The 15,242-nt window shown below is 73.5% G+C and carries 13 protein-coding genes; 2 read left to right on the top strand and 11 right to left on the bottom strand.

Features of this window, described 5'->3' with window-relative positions; genetic code table 11:
- Positions 1-82 precede the first annotated feature (82 nt).
- Genes gatB through gatC form a run of 4 tightly spaced genes read right to left on the bottom strand, consistent with a single transcriptional unit; the run spans position 83 to position 3,616 of the window.
- Positions 83-1,588 carry an Asp-tRNA(Asn)/Glu-tRNA(Gln) amidotransferase subunit GatB gene (gene gatB / locus H1226_RS05430; RefSeq protein WP_258347625.1) on the bottom strand — a complete coding sequence of 502 codons (1,506 nt, stop codon included), beginning with the start codon at positions 1,586-1,588 and terminating at the stop codon, positions 83-85.
- Positions 1,585-1,782: a hypothetical protein gene (locus tag H1226_RS05425; protein ID WP_224956466.1), complete on the bottom strand. Its 198-nt coding sequence runs from the start codon at positions 1,780-1,782 to the stop codon at positions 1,585-1,587. Before H1226_RS05425 ends, gatB begins: the two co-directional genes overlap by 4 nt.
- The gene (gene gatA, locus H1226_RS05420) at positions 1,782-3,317 is read right to left on the bottom strand and encodes an Asp-tRNA(Asn)/Glu-tRNA(Gln) amidotransferase subunit GatA (RefSeq protein ID WP_258347623.1); all 1,536 of its coding nucleotides are present in this window, start codon (positions 3,315-3,317) and stop codon (positions 1,782-1,784) included. Before gatA ends, H1226_RS05425 begins: the two co-directional genes overlap by 1 nt.
- Positions 3,317-3,616, bottom strand: coding sequence for an Asp-tRNA(Asn)/Glu-tRNA(Gln) amidotransferase subunit GatC (gene gatC, locus H1226_RS05415; RefSeq protein WP_224956462.1), 300 nt, complete (start codon positions 3,614-3,616; stop codon positions 3,317-3,319). The genes gatA and gatC overlap by 1 nt, the downstream gene beginning before the upstream one ends.
- A 391-nt stretch (positions 3,617-4,007) precedes the next feature.
- Between gatC and H1226_RS05410 the strand changes: the two genes are divergently transcribed.
- Positions 4,008-4,661 carry an ACT domain-containing protein gene (locus tag H1226_RS05410; protein ID WP_224956480.1) on the top strand — a complete coding sequence of 218 codons (654 nt, stop codon included), beginning with the start codon at positions 4,008-4,010 and terminating at the stop codon, positions 4,659-4,661.
- Between the two features lie 247 nt (positions 4,662-4,908).
- Here the strand turns inward: H1226_RS05410 and ligA are convergent, their stop codons facing one another.
- From ligA to H1226_RS05390, 4 genes are all read right to left on the bottom strand, one after another.
- A complete protein-coding gene (gene ligA / locus H1226_RS05405; RefSeq protein ID WP_258349346.1) occupies positions 4,909-7,023 on the bottom strand; it encodes an NAD-dependent DNA ligase LigA in 2,115 nt (704 codons plus the stop codon).
- A 250-nt stretch (positions 7,024-7,273) separates the two neighbouring features.
- Positions 7,274-7,957 (bottom strand): hypothetical protein, encoded by a 684-nt coding sequence (locus H1226_RS05400; protein ID WP_258347620.1) that lies wholly within the window; start codon positions 7,955-7,957, stop codon positions 7,274-7,276.
- 66 nt (positions 7,958-8,023) lie between these two features.
- On the bottom strand, positions 8,024-9,088 hold the full coding sequence (locus tag H1226_RS28070) for a DUF6461 domain-containing protein (protein ID WP_224956457.1): 1,065 nt from the start codon (positions 9,086-9,088) through the stop codon (positions 8,024-8,026).
- An 86-nt stretch (positions 9,089-9,174) separates the two neighbouring features.
- Positions 9,175-10,206, bottom strand: a complete 1,032-nt coding sequence (locus tag H1226_RS05390) for a methionine synthase (RefSeq protein ID WP_258347618.1) — start codon at positions 10,204-10,206, stop codon at positions 9,175-9,177.
- A 128-nt stretch (positions 10,207-10,334) separates the two neighbouring features.
- On the opposite strand from H1226_RS05390, the gene H1226_RS05385 reads away from it, so the two are divergent.
- Positions 10,335-11,303 (top strand): ABC transporter substrate-binding protein, encoded by a 969-nt coding sequence (locus tag H1226_RS05385; protein WP_258347616.1) that lies wholly within the window; start codon positions 10,335-10,337, stop codon positions 11,301-11,303.
- A gap of 117 nt (positions 11,304-11,420) precedes the next feature.
- Here the strand turns inward: H1226_RS05385 and mnmA are convergent, their stop codons facing one another.
- Genes mnmA through H1226_RS05370 form a run of 3 tightly spaced genes read right to left on the bottom strand, consistent with a single transcriptional unit; the run spans position 11,421 to position 15,208 of the window.
- Entirely contained in the window at positions 11,421-12,509 is a 1,089-nt protein-coding gene (gene mnmA / locus H1226_RS05380) for a tRNA 2-thiouridine(34) synthase MnmA (RefSeq protein ID WP_258347614.1), read from the bottom strand.
- Between the two features lie 4 nt (positions 12,510-12,513).
- Complete coding sequence (locus tag H1226_RS05375) at positions 12,514-13,746, bottom strand: cysteine desulfurase family protein (RefSeq protein WP_258347612.1); 1,233 nt, start codon at positions 13,744-13,746, stop codon at positions 12,514-12,516.
- Between the two features lie 55 nt (positions 13,747-13,801).
- Entirely contained in the window at positions 13,802-15,208 is a 1,407-nt protein-coding gene (locus H1226_RS05370) for an MFS transporter (protein ID WP_258347610.1), read from the bottom strand.
- Positions 15,209-15,242 lie beyond the last annotated feature (34 nt).

The raw sequence follows: 15,242 nt of genomic DNA, 5'->3' as shown, positions 1-15,242 counted from the left end.
ACCACTACGCAACCCGAGTCCGAAAACACCGAACGGGCCGCCCGTCCCGGAGGACGGGCGGCCCGTTGTCGGCCGAGCGTTGTTACTGGCCGCAGGCGGCGAGGATCAGCTCGCGGACCCGCTTGGCGTCGGCCTTGCCGCCGGTGGACTTCATGACCGCACCGACGACGGCGCCCGCGGCCTGCACCTTGCCGCCGCGGATCTTGTCCGCCACGTCGGGCTGCGCGGCCAGGGCCTCGTCGATCGCGGCCTGCAGCGCGGAGTCGTCGGAGACGACCTCCAGGCCCTGCGCGGCGACGACCTCGTCCGGCTCGCCCTGCCCGTCGAGCACGCCGTCGACGACCTGGCGGGCCAGCTTGTTCGTCAGCTTGCCCTCGGCGACGAGCGCGATGACCCGCGCCAGCTGCGCCGGCGTGATCGCGAGCTCGGTGAGCTCGACGCCGCGGGTGTTGGCCTGCTGCGACAGGTAGGCCACCCACCAGGACCGCGCCTCGGCGGGCGGGGCTCCGGCGTCCACGGTGGCCGCGACGAGGTCGAGCGCCCCGGCGTTGACCAGGTCGCGCAGCTCCTCGTCGGAGAGCTTCCACTCGTCCTGGATGCGCTTGCGGCGCTCCCAGGGCAGCTCGGGCAGGGTCCGGGACAGCTCGTCGACCCACTCGCGGGACGGCGCGATCGGAGTCAGGTCCGGCTCCGGGAAGTACCGGTAGTCCTCGGAGGTCTCCTTCTTGCGGCCCGCCGAGGTGGTCGCGGTGGACTCGTCGAAGTGCCGGGTCTCCTGGCGGATCTCGCCGCCTGCGACCAGCACCGCGGCGTGCCTGCGCATCTCGTGGCGCACCGCGCGTTCCACGCTGCGCAGCGAGTTGACGTTCTTCGTCTCGGTGCGGGTGCCGAACTCGGTGGTGCCCTTCGGCATCAGCGAGACGTTCGCGTCGCAGCGCAGCGAACCCTGGTCCATCCGCACGTCGGAGACGTCCAGCGAGCGCAGCAGGTCGCGCAGCGCGGCCACGTAGGCCCGCGCCACCTCGGGAGCGCGCTCCCCGGCGCCGACGATCGGCTTGGTGACGATCTCCACCAGCGGCACGCCCGCGCGGTTGTAGTCCAGCAACGAGTGCTCGGCGCCGTGGATGCGGCCGGTGGCACCGCCGACGTGCAGCGACTTGCCGGTGTCCTCCTCCATGTGCGCCCGCTCGATGTCGACGCGGAAGGTCTCACCGTCGTCGAGCACCACGTCGAGGTGACCGTCGAAGACGATCGGCTCGTCGTACTGCGAGGTCTGGAAGTTCTTCGGCTGGTCCGGGTAGAAGTAGTTCTTCCGCGCGAACCGGCACCACTCGGCGACCTGGCAGTTCAGCGCCAGCCCGATGCGGATCGCCGATTCCACCGCCTTGCCGTTGACGACGGGCAGCGCGCCGGGCAGGCCCAGGCACACCGGGCACACCTGCGTGTTCGGCTCGGCGCCGAACTCGTTGGCGCAGCCGCAGAACATCTTGGTGGCCGTGGACAGCTCCACGTGCACCTCGAGGCCGAGGACCGGGTCGAACCGCTCCAGGACCTCGTCGTAGTCCATGATCTCGGCGACCGCGGTCACTGGCCGTCCTCCCCCTTGCGCAGGGTGCGGATGGCGAGCGCGGTGCCGGTGATCAGGCCGAGCGCGGTGATGATCGAGTCGGCCATCGCGAGCCGGTCGCCGTTCGCCTTGGCCTCGCGGAGGCTCGCGCGCAGGCCGTAGGCCGCGGAGAGCACGGATGCGAGCTGGAACGCCGCCTTCAGTTTCTGGTTCATCACGCCACCTCCAGGGCGGGGACACGGTCGAGCAGCGGGCCGCCCTGGGCGGCGTCGCGCGCGGTCTCGTAGGCGGCGCCGACCCGGTAGAGCCGGTCGTCGGCCAGCGCCGGGGCCATGATCTGCAGACCCACCGGCAGGCCGTCCTCATCGGACAGTCCACTGGGGAGGCTCATGGCCGCGTTGCCCGCCAGGTTCGACGGGATGGTGCACAGGTCCGCCAGGTACATCGCCAGCGGGTCGTCGGTGCGCTCGCCGATCGGGAACGCCGTGGTGGGCGTCGTCGGCGACACCAGCACGTCCACCTGCTCGAAGGCGGCGGCGAAGTCGCGGGTGATCAGCGTCCGCACCTTCTGCGCCTGCCCGTAGTAGGCGTCGTAGTAGCCGGAGGACAGCGCGTAGGTCCCGAGCATGATGCGCCGCTTCACCTCGGGCCCGAACCCGGCTTCGCGGGTCAGCGACATGACCTCTTCGGCGCTGCGGCTGCCGTCGTCGCCGACGCGCAGGCCGTAGCGCATCGCGTCGAACCGGGCCAGGTTCGAGGAGCACTCGCTCGGCGCGATCAGGTAGTACGCGCCCATCGCGTACTCGAAGTGCGGGCAGGAGACCTCGACGACCTCGGCGCCCAGCTTCGCCAGCTGCTCGACCGCGGTGCGGAACGAGCGTTCCACGCCGGGCTGGTAGCCGTCCCCGGCGAACTCGCGGACCACGCCGACCCTCACCCCGGTGAGGTCCCCAGCGGCGCCGTCGCGGGCGGCGGCCACGACCTGCGGCACCGGCGAGCTGATCGAGGTGGAGTCCATCGGGTCGTGCCCGGCGATCACCTCGTGCAGCAGCGCCGCGTCCAGCACGGTGCGCGCGCACGGCCCCGGCTGGTCCAGCGAGGACGAGAACGCGACCAGGCCGTAGCGGGACACCCCGCCGTAGGTGGGCTTCACGCCGACGGTGCCGGTGACGGCGCCGGGCTGGCGGATGGAACCGCCGGTGTCGGTGCCGATGGCCAGCGGGGCCTCGAACGCGGCCAGCGCGGCGGCGGAACCGCCGCCGGAGCCGCCCGGGATGCGCTCGGGGTCCCACGGGTTGCGGGTCGGGCCGTACGCGGAGTTCTCGGTGGAGGAGCCCATCGCGAACTCGTCCATGTTGGTCTTGCCGAGGACGACCACGCCCGCCTCGCGCAGCCGCCGCGTCACCGTCGCGTCGTACGGCGGCGTCCAGCCCTCCAGCATCTTGGAGCCGCAGGTGGTGGGCATGTCGCTGGTGGCGAACACGTCCTTGAGCGCCAGCGGCACACCCGCCAGCGGCGAGGCGGCCTTACCCGCGGCGCGGTCCTCGTCGGCCTGCCGCGCGGCGGCGAGCGCGCCGTCCGCGTCGACATGCAGGAACGAGTGCACCACGCCGTCCACGGCGGCGATGCGGTCCAGGTGGGCCTGGGTGGCCTCCACCGAGGTGACCTCGCCCGCGGCGAGGCGGTCGGCGAGGTCGGCGGCGGACAGGCCGGTCAGGGCCGGGTCACCTCCGGTCGCGGTCGTCGTCATCACGCCTCCTCACTCAGGATCCGCGGAACGCGGAACCGGTTCTCCTCGGCCGCGGGCGCGCCGTCCAGCGCAGCCTCGCGCGGCAGGCTGGGCCGCACCACGTCGTCGCGGAACACGTTCGTCACCGGCACGGCGTGGGAGGTCGGCGGGATGTCCTCCGCCGCGACCTCACCGACCCTCGCGACCGATTCCAGGATGACGTCGAGCTGCCCGGCGAACGTGTCGAGCTCCTGTTCGGTGACCGCCAGCCTGGCGAGGCCGGCGAGGTGCGCGACCTCGTCGCGGGAGATCTTGGACACTACGAAGGCTCCCTGGTCATGTCCGGTATCACGGTTGCTCCTCAGTCTATGGCGGAGCCCGCGCCTGCCCGCCCAGGGGGCGATCGGGCGCGCCGGGCGCCTGCTCGCTCCCCGCGATCGGGCGACCGCGCGGAGTCCCGGCCTCCTCCCGCATCGTGGACACCAGCGCGCACATCGTGGACATCGGACGTGGGGCCGGGGACCTGGGCGGGAACCCCGGGAATGCCGTGCTCGTTCCACTACACGAACGCCGGTCGCACCGATAGGGTGCGGTGTCTGCCACAATTTGCCCCGCCTGCCGGGCGCACGGTGGCCTCCGCGTGCGGCCGTGTGCGGTGCGGGGAGCGCGGACGGCGAGGTTCCGCGCACGAAGCTGGAGGCGTTGAGTCCGGTGTCCTTCCTGATCCGGGTGCAGATACCGGACCGTCCGGGCGTGCTGGGGGCGGTCGCGTCCGCACTCGGCGAGATCGGCGCCGACATCCTCAGCGTCGACGTCGTGGAGCGCGGCGGGGACGTGGCGATCGACGACATGGTCGTCGAACTGCCCTCGGGCCGCCTCCCGGACATCCTGATCACCGCCGCGGAGTCCGTGGACGGCGTCGAGGTCGACGCGGTCCGCCCGTACGCGGGCGTGCTGGACACCCACCGCGAGCTGGAGCTCGTCGAGGACATCGCCGCGGAACCCGGCAACGGGCTGCAGATCTTCGCCGAAGGCGTCCCGAAGATCATCCGGTCGGGCTGGGCGATCGTGTTCGGCCACCACGCGGGCGGCGCCGAGCAGCTCGCCGCCAGTTCGTCGGCCCCGCAGGAGGGCTACCTCGAACTGCCGTGGTTACCGCTGCCGCGGGCCACGATCCTGGACGGCGACGAGCTGTGGGTGCCGGAGACCTGGCAGGAGCTGGGCACCGAGCTGGCCGCCACGCCGATCGGCAAGCCGGACCGCGTCCTGCTCGCCGGCCGCCCCGGCGGTCCCATGTTCCGTGCCGCCGAGGTCGCCCGGCTGGCCCACCTCGCCGGAATCGTCTCGGTGGTCCTGGACGGCTGACCAGCTCGCTCGCCGCCAACGGCGAACGAGCTGAACAACCGGCATCGCCGGAGCCTTTCGCTCTTCTCCTGTCAGCGGCGAAGCCGCTGAGCAGCGACCACCAGAGCAACAGGACCACCCGCGGGTTCTCAGCGCTTTCCTCGCGAGGACAGCGATTTCCCTCGTGGCGGAGCCACCTGTGAAATCGATCCCGCAGCGAGGAAAGCGCTGAGGTTCCGCCACCCGCCCCTATCGCAGGGCGATCCGATCACTCAACCTCAAGCGCCGCGGAGGCCGCTGCTTCTGGGCCTTGTTCCAGGAGCACCCGGAACCCCTCCTCATCCAGCACCGGCACCTTCAGCTGCACGGCCTTGTCGTACTTGGAGCCGGGCGAGTCGCCGACGACCACGAACGCGGTCTTCTTCGACACCGATCCGGCGGCGCGGCCGCCGCGGGCCATGATGAACTCCTTGGCCTCGTCCCGGGAGTAGGTCTCCAGCGAGCCGGTGACGACGATGGACAGGCCGGTGAGGGTGCGCGGCACCGACTCGTCCCGCTCGTCGGCCATCCGCACCCCGGCGGCGCGCCACTTGCGCACCACTTCGCGGTGCCAGTCCACCTCGAACCATTCGCGGACGGCGGTGGCGATGGTGGGGCCGACGCCGTCGACGGCGGCGACCTCCTCCTCGGCGGCGTCCTCGATGCGTTCCAGGGAGCCGAATTCGCGGGCGAGCGCTTGCGCGGCGGTGGGTCCGACGTGCCGGATGGAGAGCGCCACGAGCACCCGCCACAGCGGTTTCTCCTTGGCGGCGGCGAGGTTCTTGAGCAGCTTGGCCCCGTTGGCGGAGAGGTTGCCCTCCTTGGTGCGGAACAGCTCGGTGCGCAGCAGCTCGTCCTCGCCGAGGTCGAACACGTCGCCTTCGTCGACGAGCACGCCGGAGGACAGCAGCGCCACCGCGGATTCGTAGCCCATGGCTTCGATGTCGAAGGCGCCGCGCCCGGCCAGGTGGAACAGCCGTTCCCGCAGCTGCGCCGGGCAGGACCGGGAGTTGGGGCAGCGGATGTCGACGTCGCCCGCCTTCTGCCGGTGCAGGGTGGCGCCGCACTCGGGGCATTCGGTGGGCATCACGAATTCGCGTTCGCGGCCGTCGCGGACGTCGACGACGGGCCCCAGCACCTCGGGGATCACGTCACCCGCCTTGCGGATGACGACGCGATCGCCGATGAGCACGCCCTTGCGCCGCACCTCGTCGGAGTTGTGCAGGGTGGCCATGGAGACGGTGGATCCGGCGACCTTGACGGGTTCCATCTCGGCGTAGGGGGTGACGCGGCCGGTGCGGCCGACGTTGACCTTGATGTCGACCAGCGTGGTGGTCGCCTGTTCCGGCGGGTACTTGTAGGCGATGGACCAGCGCGGGGCGCGGGAGGTGGTGCCGAGGCGGCGCTGCAGCGAGACCTCGTCGACCTTGACGACGACGCCGTCGATCTCGTGCTCGGCGGTGTCCCGGTTCTCGCCCCAGTACCGGATGTGCGCCACGATATCGTCCACTGTGGACAGAACCCGGGTGTGCCGGGACACCGGCAGGCCCCAGGCCTTCAGCGCCGCGTAGGACTCGGACTGCCTGCTCGGTTCGAAGCCCTTCCGCTTGCCGAGGCCGTGGCAGATCAACCGCAGCGGGCGGCGCCGCGTGACGCGCGGGTCCTTCTGCCGCAGCGAACCGGCGGCCGCGTTGCGCGGGTTCGCGAACGGGGATCCGCCCGCGTCGACCAGGGCGGCGTTGAGCTCGGCGAACTCCTCGACGCGGAAGAACACCTCGCCGCGGACCTCCACCAGCGCGGGCACCGGGTACTCGTCGGTGCCGTGCAGCTCGGTGGGCACGTCGCCCATGGTGCGCACGTTGAGCGTCACGTCCTCGCCGGTGCGGCCGTCGCCGCGGGTGAGCGCGCGCTCCAGCTTCCCGTCCCGGTACAGCAGGTTGATCGCCAGCCCGTCGATCTTCAGCTCGCACAGGTAGTGCACGTCGGTGCCGACCTCGCGCTCCACCCGGTCCACCCAGGCGCGGAACTCCTCGGTGTCGAAGGCGTTGTCCAGGCTGAGCATCCGCTCCAGGTGGTCCACCGCGGTGAACTCGGTGGAGAAGGTGCCGCCGACGGTCTGCGTCGGCGAGTCGGGGGCGCGCAGCGCGGGGTGCTCGTCCTCCAGCCGCTGCAGTTCCACGAAGAGCTCGTCGAACTCGGAGTCGGCGATCGTGGGCGAGTCGAGCACGTAGTAGCGGAACTGGTGACCGCGGACCTCGTCGGCGAGCGCCGCGTAGCGCTCCCGCACCTCGGCGGGCACGTCCTCCACGCCCTCCGCCTGCGCGGTGGCCGGGTCGGCGGGCAGCTCGGCGTCCGGCCGCGCGGCGGTTCCGCCCTGCTCGGGCCCGGTCGCGTCCGGGCTGGTGGGAGCGGTCTTCTCGCCGGAGGCCGTGCCGGCGCGGTCCTTGCTGGTCACGCACTGAGCCTAACGAGCCACCCCGACAGCTCGCGCGGATCACCCGGCCCCGCGGCGCGACCGGGCCGCGACCCGGCCGGTGCGGTCACCGCGGGCTACCGGGCGACGGCTCGGCCACCGGTCCGGGTGGGGCTCCGAATCACTCCGCGTCGTCCGGCCGGGCCGCGGCACCCACGCCGCGGACCAGTTCGCGGAACTCCAGCAGCCCGATCGCGCCCTGCGGTTCCCGCTCGGCGGTCTCCACCCGGCCGAGGCGGTCCGCCGCGAGCCGCTCGCCGAGCGCGGCGTCCAGCGGCAGGAAGGTCAGCGCCGAGCGGGCGGCGGGCTCCATCGCGGTGAAACCCGGGTGGTACACGGCCACGTCCACCACGCCCTCGGTCTCGTCGACCTGGGCGAACACCCGCACGTCGGCCAGCGGGTAGCGCTCGCCCGCCAGGTTCACCGTGACCTGCGTCGGATCCGGCACCGGCGGCACCGCGTCGTGGTACTCGAACAGCGAATCACCGGTGGGCGCGGCGGCCAGCCACGCGTCGGTGTAGGGCCGCACCCGCGGATCGGCCTGGCCGCTGACGACGAGCGCGTAGGGGAGGCGCCCGCCCTGCTCCAGGGAGAACGCCAGGTCCGGGTGCAGCGCCGTGACGGCCGCCGCCAGCTCCTCGTCCAGCTGCTGCGGGGCGCCTTCGCCGAGGGCCGCGGCCACTCGCGGCAGCAGTTCGTCCCAGCGGCGCCAGAACTCCGCCGCCTTCGCCCGCGCGTCGGCGGCCACGTCGTCGACCTCGTCGGGCGCGTCCTGGGCGGTGCGGCGGCGGAAGAACCTCAGCATGCGGCCATTGTGCCGCCCCGGCCCCGATTCCCGCGGCCGTTCCGGAAGATCCCGTCCCGCGGCCGGTCAGGTCAGGGCCGCGGTCACCAGGTCGGTGAGGTCGCGGCGCTCGATCCGCAGCCTGCCCGCCTCGGCCAGCGCACCGAGCAGCGCGGTCAGCGGATCGCGGTTCGTGGCCTGCCGCAGCACTTCCAGCGCCCGCACCCGTGCGCGGTCCACGCTCGTCACCGGTGCCCGGTGCAGCTCCCACCGGCGCAGCCGCACCACTTCGCCGATGGCGGTGCCGTCCGGTTCGGCCCCGTCCTCCAGCCCGCGCAGCGTCGCGGCCACCACCAGCTGGTCGTGGCCCGCGGTCAGGTCCAGCACGTGCCGCGCCACGTTCACCGCGGCCCGCCGGCACCGGGCGGGACCCGCGCTGCGCACCAGGTCGAGCAGTTCGGTGGGTTCGGCCTCGAAGTCCTCGGCGGCGGGCCGGATGCCGATCTGGCCCAGCCCCACCTCGTCGAGCAGCGCCTCCGGGGAGCTGGGCAGGTCCAGCGGCCAGGCCGCGACCGGGTAGGTGGCGAAGTCCCCGTCGAACCACTCGGGGGTCAGCGGTTCACCGGTGATGCGGGCGGCCAGCGCCAGCATCAGCTCGATGGTGTCCGCCCCGCGCTCCCCCGGTCCGCTGCCCGCCCACGGGAGTCCGGCGCGGACCTCTTCGAGCCCGTCGGGCCGGGTTCCCTGGCGGAACGCGGGCATCAGCGCTTCGAAGGACGTGCGCACCTCGCCGTCGACGGCGTGGCTGAACTGGGTGAGCGCGTTGACGTTCCAGAACGCCGAGACGACTTCGGTGCCGCGGCTGACCTGGCGCAGCACCTCCGGCCTGCTGCCCTGGAAACCGCCGTCCTCGGCGACCAGCGTCCACTCCCCGGCGCTGCGCAGCCCGATCACCGGGTAGCGGTCCTGGTGGGCGAAGGCCTCTTCGCAGTACTCGTCGAAGTCGAGGGGGCGCCGGTGCTCGGTGATGGCGCCGAACCGCCCCGCGATCGCGTCGAGGCCGGTGCCGCGCACGAAGGTCAGGCACGCGGCGTCCTGGACGGTGCTGCGGTGCACCCATCCGAACCGCTCGACTTCCCCGGTGTTCGACACGTCTGGTTTCTTACCATCGCTGGGACATCCAGGTGATGTGAACGGCACTAACGATCTTGCTCATCGGGGCGAACCTCGCGCCACCGCTAGCGTTCCGCCGCTTCCGCGAACACCTCGTTGACCTGTCGCGCCACCGCGGGCGCCCGCCGCGCCCACTCCGGGGAGGCGCCGGCCAGCCCGCAGGACGGGCTCACCGCGGCGCGTTCCAGCAGCGCCTTCGGCGCGAAACCGAGGCGGGCGGCCAGTTCCAGCCCGGGCCGGGCGAGTTCCCGCGGATCCGGGCGGTGTTCCGGGTCGACTGCGGGGACCAGGCCGAGCAGCAGCCGGGTGCCCTCCTCCCACGCTTCGCCGAGCTCGTCGGCGAACGCCCCGGTGACCGAGCCGAGCCGGGTGGCGTCCAGCGAGATCGTCCCGGCACCCGCGCCGCGCAGCAGCCGCACCGGCGGCCGGGGCGCGCAGCAGTGCACGATCACGGGCCGGCCGGTGGCGGCGGCGAGGCCGTCGACGACGTCGCCGAGCAGCCGCTGCGCCTCCGGCCCCGGCACGGCGGGCACCTGCCCGTAGCCGGACGGGGTGGGGAGGTTCCCGGCGAGCACGGCGGGCAGCGATGGTTCGTCGAGCTGCACCACGACGGGCGCGCCGGTGCGGGCGGCGACCTGCGCGGCGTGCGCGCGGAGCCCTTCGCCGAGGGATTCGGCGAAGTCCCGCAGCGCGCCCGGGTCGGTGAGCACCCGGTGCCCGCGCTCCAGCTCGATGCCGGCCGCCAGCGTCCACGGTCCGGCGGCCTGCACCTTGACCGCGCGCGGCGCACCGGCTTCGGCGACGGCCTGCTCGACGGCGTCCAGGTCCCACCGCAGCAGGTCCAGGGCGCGGCGGTGGTCCCGGCCGGGGCGGCCCGCGACGCGGTAGCCGGAGGGCACGACCTCGACGGCGAGGTCGACGAGCAGCCCGGCGGTGCGGCCGAGGATGTCGGCACCCACTCCGCGCGCGGGCAGCTCCGGGAACGGCATCAGGTCCGGCAGCTCGCCCAGCACGACGCGGGCGGCTTCCAGCGGATCCGTTCCCGGCATCGAGCCGATGGCGGTGGCGATCCCGGGGTTCCACGCTGCGTCACTCACGCCCCCATTATCGGCGGCGCCCACGGGCGGACCGGCAGGCGGGATGCGCACGCTAGGTTAGGCTAACCATGCTTACCGCCCTTCGGTGTCACCCGCTCGGGCGCGCCGGTTCTGCGAAGGAGTACTCCATGCCCCTGTCGTCCGGGACGTCCGCGCTTTCGCGCCGCGGGTTGCTGCAAGCCGCGGGGATGCTCGCCGTGCTGGGCGCCGCGGGCTGCGCGGGAGGAGGCGACGCCGCCGAACCCGAAGGGGCGACCCGCAGCGTCGACTCGCACCTGGGCCCGGTGACCATCCCGGCCGACCCGCAGCGCGTCGTGTGCCTCGACCAGTACGCCACCATCGCGCTGCTGGACGTCGGCATCCGGCCCGCGGCCACCGTCGACGGCCTCGACGACTGGATGCCGCAGCAGCACAAGGCGGCCTACGAGCAGCTGCCCCGCGTCGGCGGCTACCAGCCGGAGATGGAACGGGTGATCTCCATGCACCCCGACCTGATCATCGGCAACAGCGCGTTCACCCTCACCGGCGGCAGCACCTACGAGCAGCTGTCCGGCATCGCGCCGACCGTCATTCTCACCTCCCGGGTGTCCGGCGAGTGGCAGGAGATGGCGCTGCAGGCCGCGAACATCGTGAACCGGCCCGAACCGATGAACCGGCTGCGCGACGACTACCTCGCGCGGGCGAAGAAGCTCCGCGAGACCTACGCGGACGCGCTGGGCCGCACCCGGTTCAACCTGGTCGCCTCGTTCAGCTCCGGCAGCTGGAACCTGTGCCTGCCGGACTCGTGGAGCGGCGTCGTGCTCGCCGAGGCGGGCGCCCGGTTCGGCTCCGCGGCCGAAGGCCGGACCGGCAGCGCCGTCGAGCACTCCTATGAGCAGCTGGGGGTGCTCAACGACACCGACGTGCTGCTGTACCAGGTGAACCCGGACGGATCCGCCGAACCCGCGATGGAGGCGCTGCTCGGGCAGGGCGCGTTCCAGAACCTGCCCGCGGTCCGCGAGCGGCGCGGGATCCCGTTCCACAACCTGTACGTCTTCGGCTACTCCCAGGCCGTCGCGGCCCTGGACGAGCTCGAAGCGATCCTCAAGACCCGCTGACGCACCGGCTGCACGGCGGCCCGAGGGGATCCGGCGCGGTGGCCGCTCCGCGGCCGAACGGCCCACCGGCCCGAGATCGGGCGGGTGGGCCGTTCGGCCGAGCAGGCCGGAGGATCCTCAGCGGGTCGCCGAGATGAGGCCGCTGCCGAGGACCAGGTCGCCTTCGGGTTCCGGGCGGTACAGCACGATCGCCTGGCCGGGGGCCACGCCGCGCAGCGGTTCGGTGAGCTCGACGCGCAGGCCGCCGTCCGCGACCTCGGCGACGGCCCCCGCCGTGCCGCCGTGCGCGCGCACCTGCACCACGCACTCGGTGGACCCGTCCAGTTCCCGCTCGGACGGCCAGATCGGCCGCTTCGCGTCGATCCCGGTCACCCCGAGGTGGTCGGCCGAGCCGACCTTCACGGTGCCCGACACCGGTTCCAGCGACAGGACGTAGCGCGGTTTGCCGTCCGGCGCGGGCGCGTCGATGCCGAGGCCCTTGCGCTGCCCGACGGTGAACCCGTGCACGCCGGTGTGCTTGCCGAGGACCGCGCCGGTCTCGGCGTCCACCAGCTCACCCGGGGTCTGCCCGAGCTTCGACTCCAGGAAGGAGCGGGTGTCGCCGTCGGGGATGAAGCAGATGTCGTGGCTGTCCGGCTTCTGCGCGACGGCCAGGTCGCGGCGCTCCGCCTCGGCCCGCACCTCGGACTTCAGCGAGTCGCCCAGCGGGAACATCGAGTGCCGCAGCTGCTCCGCGGTCAGCGAGGCCAGCACGTAGGACTGGTCCTTGCCCTCGTCGCGGCTGCGGCGCAGCTCCGGCACGCCGTCCTGCACGACGAGCCGCGCGTAGTGGCCGGTGCACACGGCGTCGAAGCCGAGCGCCATCGCCTTCTCCAGCAACGCCTCGAACTTGATCTTCTCGTTGCAGGTGAGGCACGGGTTCGGGGTGCGGCCGGCGGCGTACTCGCCGACGAAGGTCTCGATGACCTCCTCGGTGAACCGCTCGGCGAAGTCCCACACGTAGAACGGGATGCCGAGGATGTCGGCGGCGCGCCGCGCGTCGCGGGAGTCCTCGATGGTGCAGCAGCCGCGGGCGCCGGTGCGCAGCGTCCCCGGTTTCGCCGACAGCGCCAGGTGCACGCCGGTCACCTCGTGGCCGGCCTCCACCGCGCGGGCGGCGGCGACCGCGGAGTCCACCCCGCCGCTCATCGCAGCCAGTACTCGCACTGCCTCACACCTCCGTCGTGGCGGTCGTCCGCGCCGCCGCACGGCGCAACCCGGTCAGCCCGGCGTTGCGCGCCCGTTCCACCACCGGCCCGATGGCCTCGGTCAGCGCCCGCACGTCGGCGCCGGTGGAGTCGTGTCCCAGGGAGAACCGCAGCGAGCTGCGCGCCGCCCGCGGTTCGGCCCCCATCGCCAGCAGCACGTGGCTCGGTTCGGCGACGCCCGCGGTGCAGGCGGAACCGGTGGAGCACTCGATGCCGTGCGCGTCCAGCAGCATCAGCAGGCTGTCGCCCTCGCAGCCGGGGAAGGTCAGGTGCGCGTTGCCGGGCAGCCGTGCCGGCGCCGGTCCGGTCACCGACAGGTCCGGGTCGCCGTTGAGCACCACGTCCGGCACCGCCGCGCGCACCCCGGCGAGGAGTTCGTCGCGCAGCGCGGCGACCGCGGGCACGTGCGCGGCCCGCTGCTCGACGGCCTCGCGGGTCGCGGTGGCCAGGCCGATCACCCCGGGCACGTCGAGCGTCCCGGAGCGCACCTCCCGCTCCTGGCCGCCGCCGTGCTGCAGCGGGGTGCACGGCACGTCGCGCGCCAGCAGCAGCACGCCCGCTCCGTAGGGGCCGCCGACCTTGTGCCCGGTCATGGTGAGCGCGGCGGCGCCGGAGGCGGCGAAGTCGACCGGCACGGTGTCCACGGCCTGCACCGCGTCGGTGTGCAGCGGCACCCCGTAGCGGTCGGCGATCGCGGCGAGCTCCGGGATCGGGTTGACGGTGCCGACCTCGTTGTTGGCCCACATCACGGTGGCCAGCGCGACGCGGTCGGGGTCGGCGCGCAGCGCCTCCTCGAACGCCTCGGGGCGCACCCTGCCGTGCTCGTCGACGGGCAGCCAGGTGACGTCGGCGCCTTCGTGCTCGGCGAGCCACTCCACGGTGTCGAGCACCGCGTGGTGCTCCACCGCGGAGGCCAGCACCCGGTTGCGCGCCGGGTCCGCGCCGCGGCGGGCCCAGAAGATGCCCTTCACCGCGAGGTTGTCGCTCTCGGTGCCGCCGCCGGTGAACAGCACCTCGGAGGGCCGGGCGCCGAGGGCGGTGGCGATGGTCTCGCGGGACTCCTCCACGGCGCGGCGGGCCCGGCGGCCCGAGGTGTGCAGGGACGAGGCGTTGCCCAACCGGGCCAACGCCCCGCTCATCGCCGTGACCGCCTCCGCCCGCATGGGCGTGGTGGCCGCGTGGTCGAGGTAAGTCATCGCCCCACCAGGGTAATGCAGGCTCATCACCCGACTCGCCGTGCCAGGTGCTCGGTCACGCCCGGCCGCTGCGGAACACGCGGACGGCACCGAGCACGGCGATCACCGCCAGCCCCAGGTCCAGCGGCACCACCCCCGCGGTGGCCGCCCCCGGCGCGGCCAGCGCGGCCACCAGGACGCCGCCGAGCCCCACCAGCAGGGCCTGCCCGAGCATGTCGGAGATCTGCAGCGCCGAGGAGTGGAACCCGCGCTGCTCCGGCGCCGACAGCGCCAGCACCCGCACCGAGGTGCTGGCCACGCCGAGCCCCATCCCCACCCCGCCGAGCGACCACAGCGCGAACACCGGCCACGCCGGGCCGCCGGCCGGGGCGATCAGCACCAGCCCGGCCACCGCAATCGCCACCAGCACCAGCCCGGACCCCACCAGGTGCTCCCGGCGCGCCCCCGCCCGGCGGCTCTGCCACAGCGCCCCGACGCTCCAGCCGAGCGAGCCGACGGTCAGCGGGACGCCCGCCGCGGTCGGCGAGAACCCGTGCACCACGGACAGGGTCAGCGGCACGAACGCCTGCGCGGTGAAGAACACCCCGGCGAGCAGGCCGCGCGCGAGCACCATCACCGGGATGCCGGGCCGTCCGGTCCCGGTACCGCTGGGCAGCAGCACCCGCAGCGACGGCACCAGCACCAGCAACCCGACCAGCCCCGCGACCAGCACCGGCAACCGCACTCCCCCGGCCGAACCGGACAGGTCCTGCGCCGCCCAGTTCAGCCCCACGGTCCCGGCGGCGGCGCCTACCGCCGCCAGCGGCAGCCCCGGAACGGGCGCGGCGTCCGGTTCGCCCTCGGAACCGATCCGCCGCACCGTCGGCACCAGCAGCAGCGCCCCGAGCACCATCAGCGGCGCCAACCCGAGGAACACCCACCGCCAGCCCACGTGCTCGGTCAGCGTCCCCGCCACCACCGGCCCGAGCAGCGCGGGCACCACCCAGGCCGCGGACAGCGCGCCGAACGCGGCGGGCCGGTCCCGCTCCGGGTAGACGCGGGCGATCAGCACGTACAGCGCGACGATCTGCGCCCCGGCACCGAGCCCCTGCAGCGCGCGTGCCACCAGCAGCACCGGCATCCCCGGCGCGAACCCGGCGAGCACCAGGCCCGCCGCGAACGTCGGCATCGCCACCAGCAGCGGGACCGCGGGACCGCGCCGGTCGCAGATCCGGCCCGCGACGACCGTGCCGATGGCGCTGGCCGCCATGAAGATCGTGAACGGCCACGAGTACCACCGCTCGGCGCCCCATTCCCGCACGATCGTCGGCAGCGCGGTCCCGATGCCCATCGCTTCGAACGCGGCGAGGGTGATGACGAGGACCAGTCCGGCGGTGAAGTTCCGCCGCTGCGGGCTCCACAGCGCGCTGGTCGAAGGACGGGCGGGTTCGGGCGTGCCGGTGGCTTCGTCGTCGATCGTCACCCGGTGAGCCTGCAACCCGCACCCCGGTCGAGGT

The organism is Saccharopolyspora gregorii, from assembly GCF_024734405.1.
Classification (GTDB): Bacteria; Actinomycetota; Actinomycetes; order Mycobacteriales; family Pseudonocardiaceae; genus Saccharopolyspora_C; species Saccharopolyspora_C gregorii.
The sequence above is the reverse complement of the archived record's forward strand: the minus strand, read 5'-3'. Positions and strand labels throughout refer to the sequence as shown.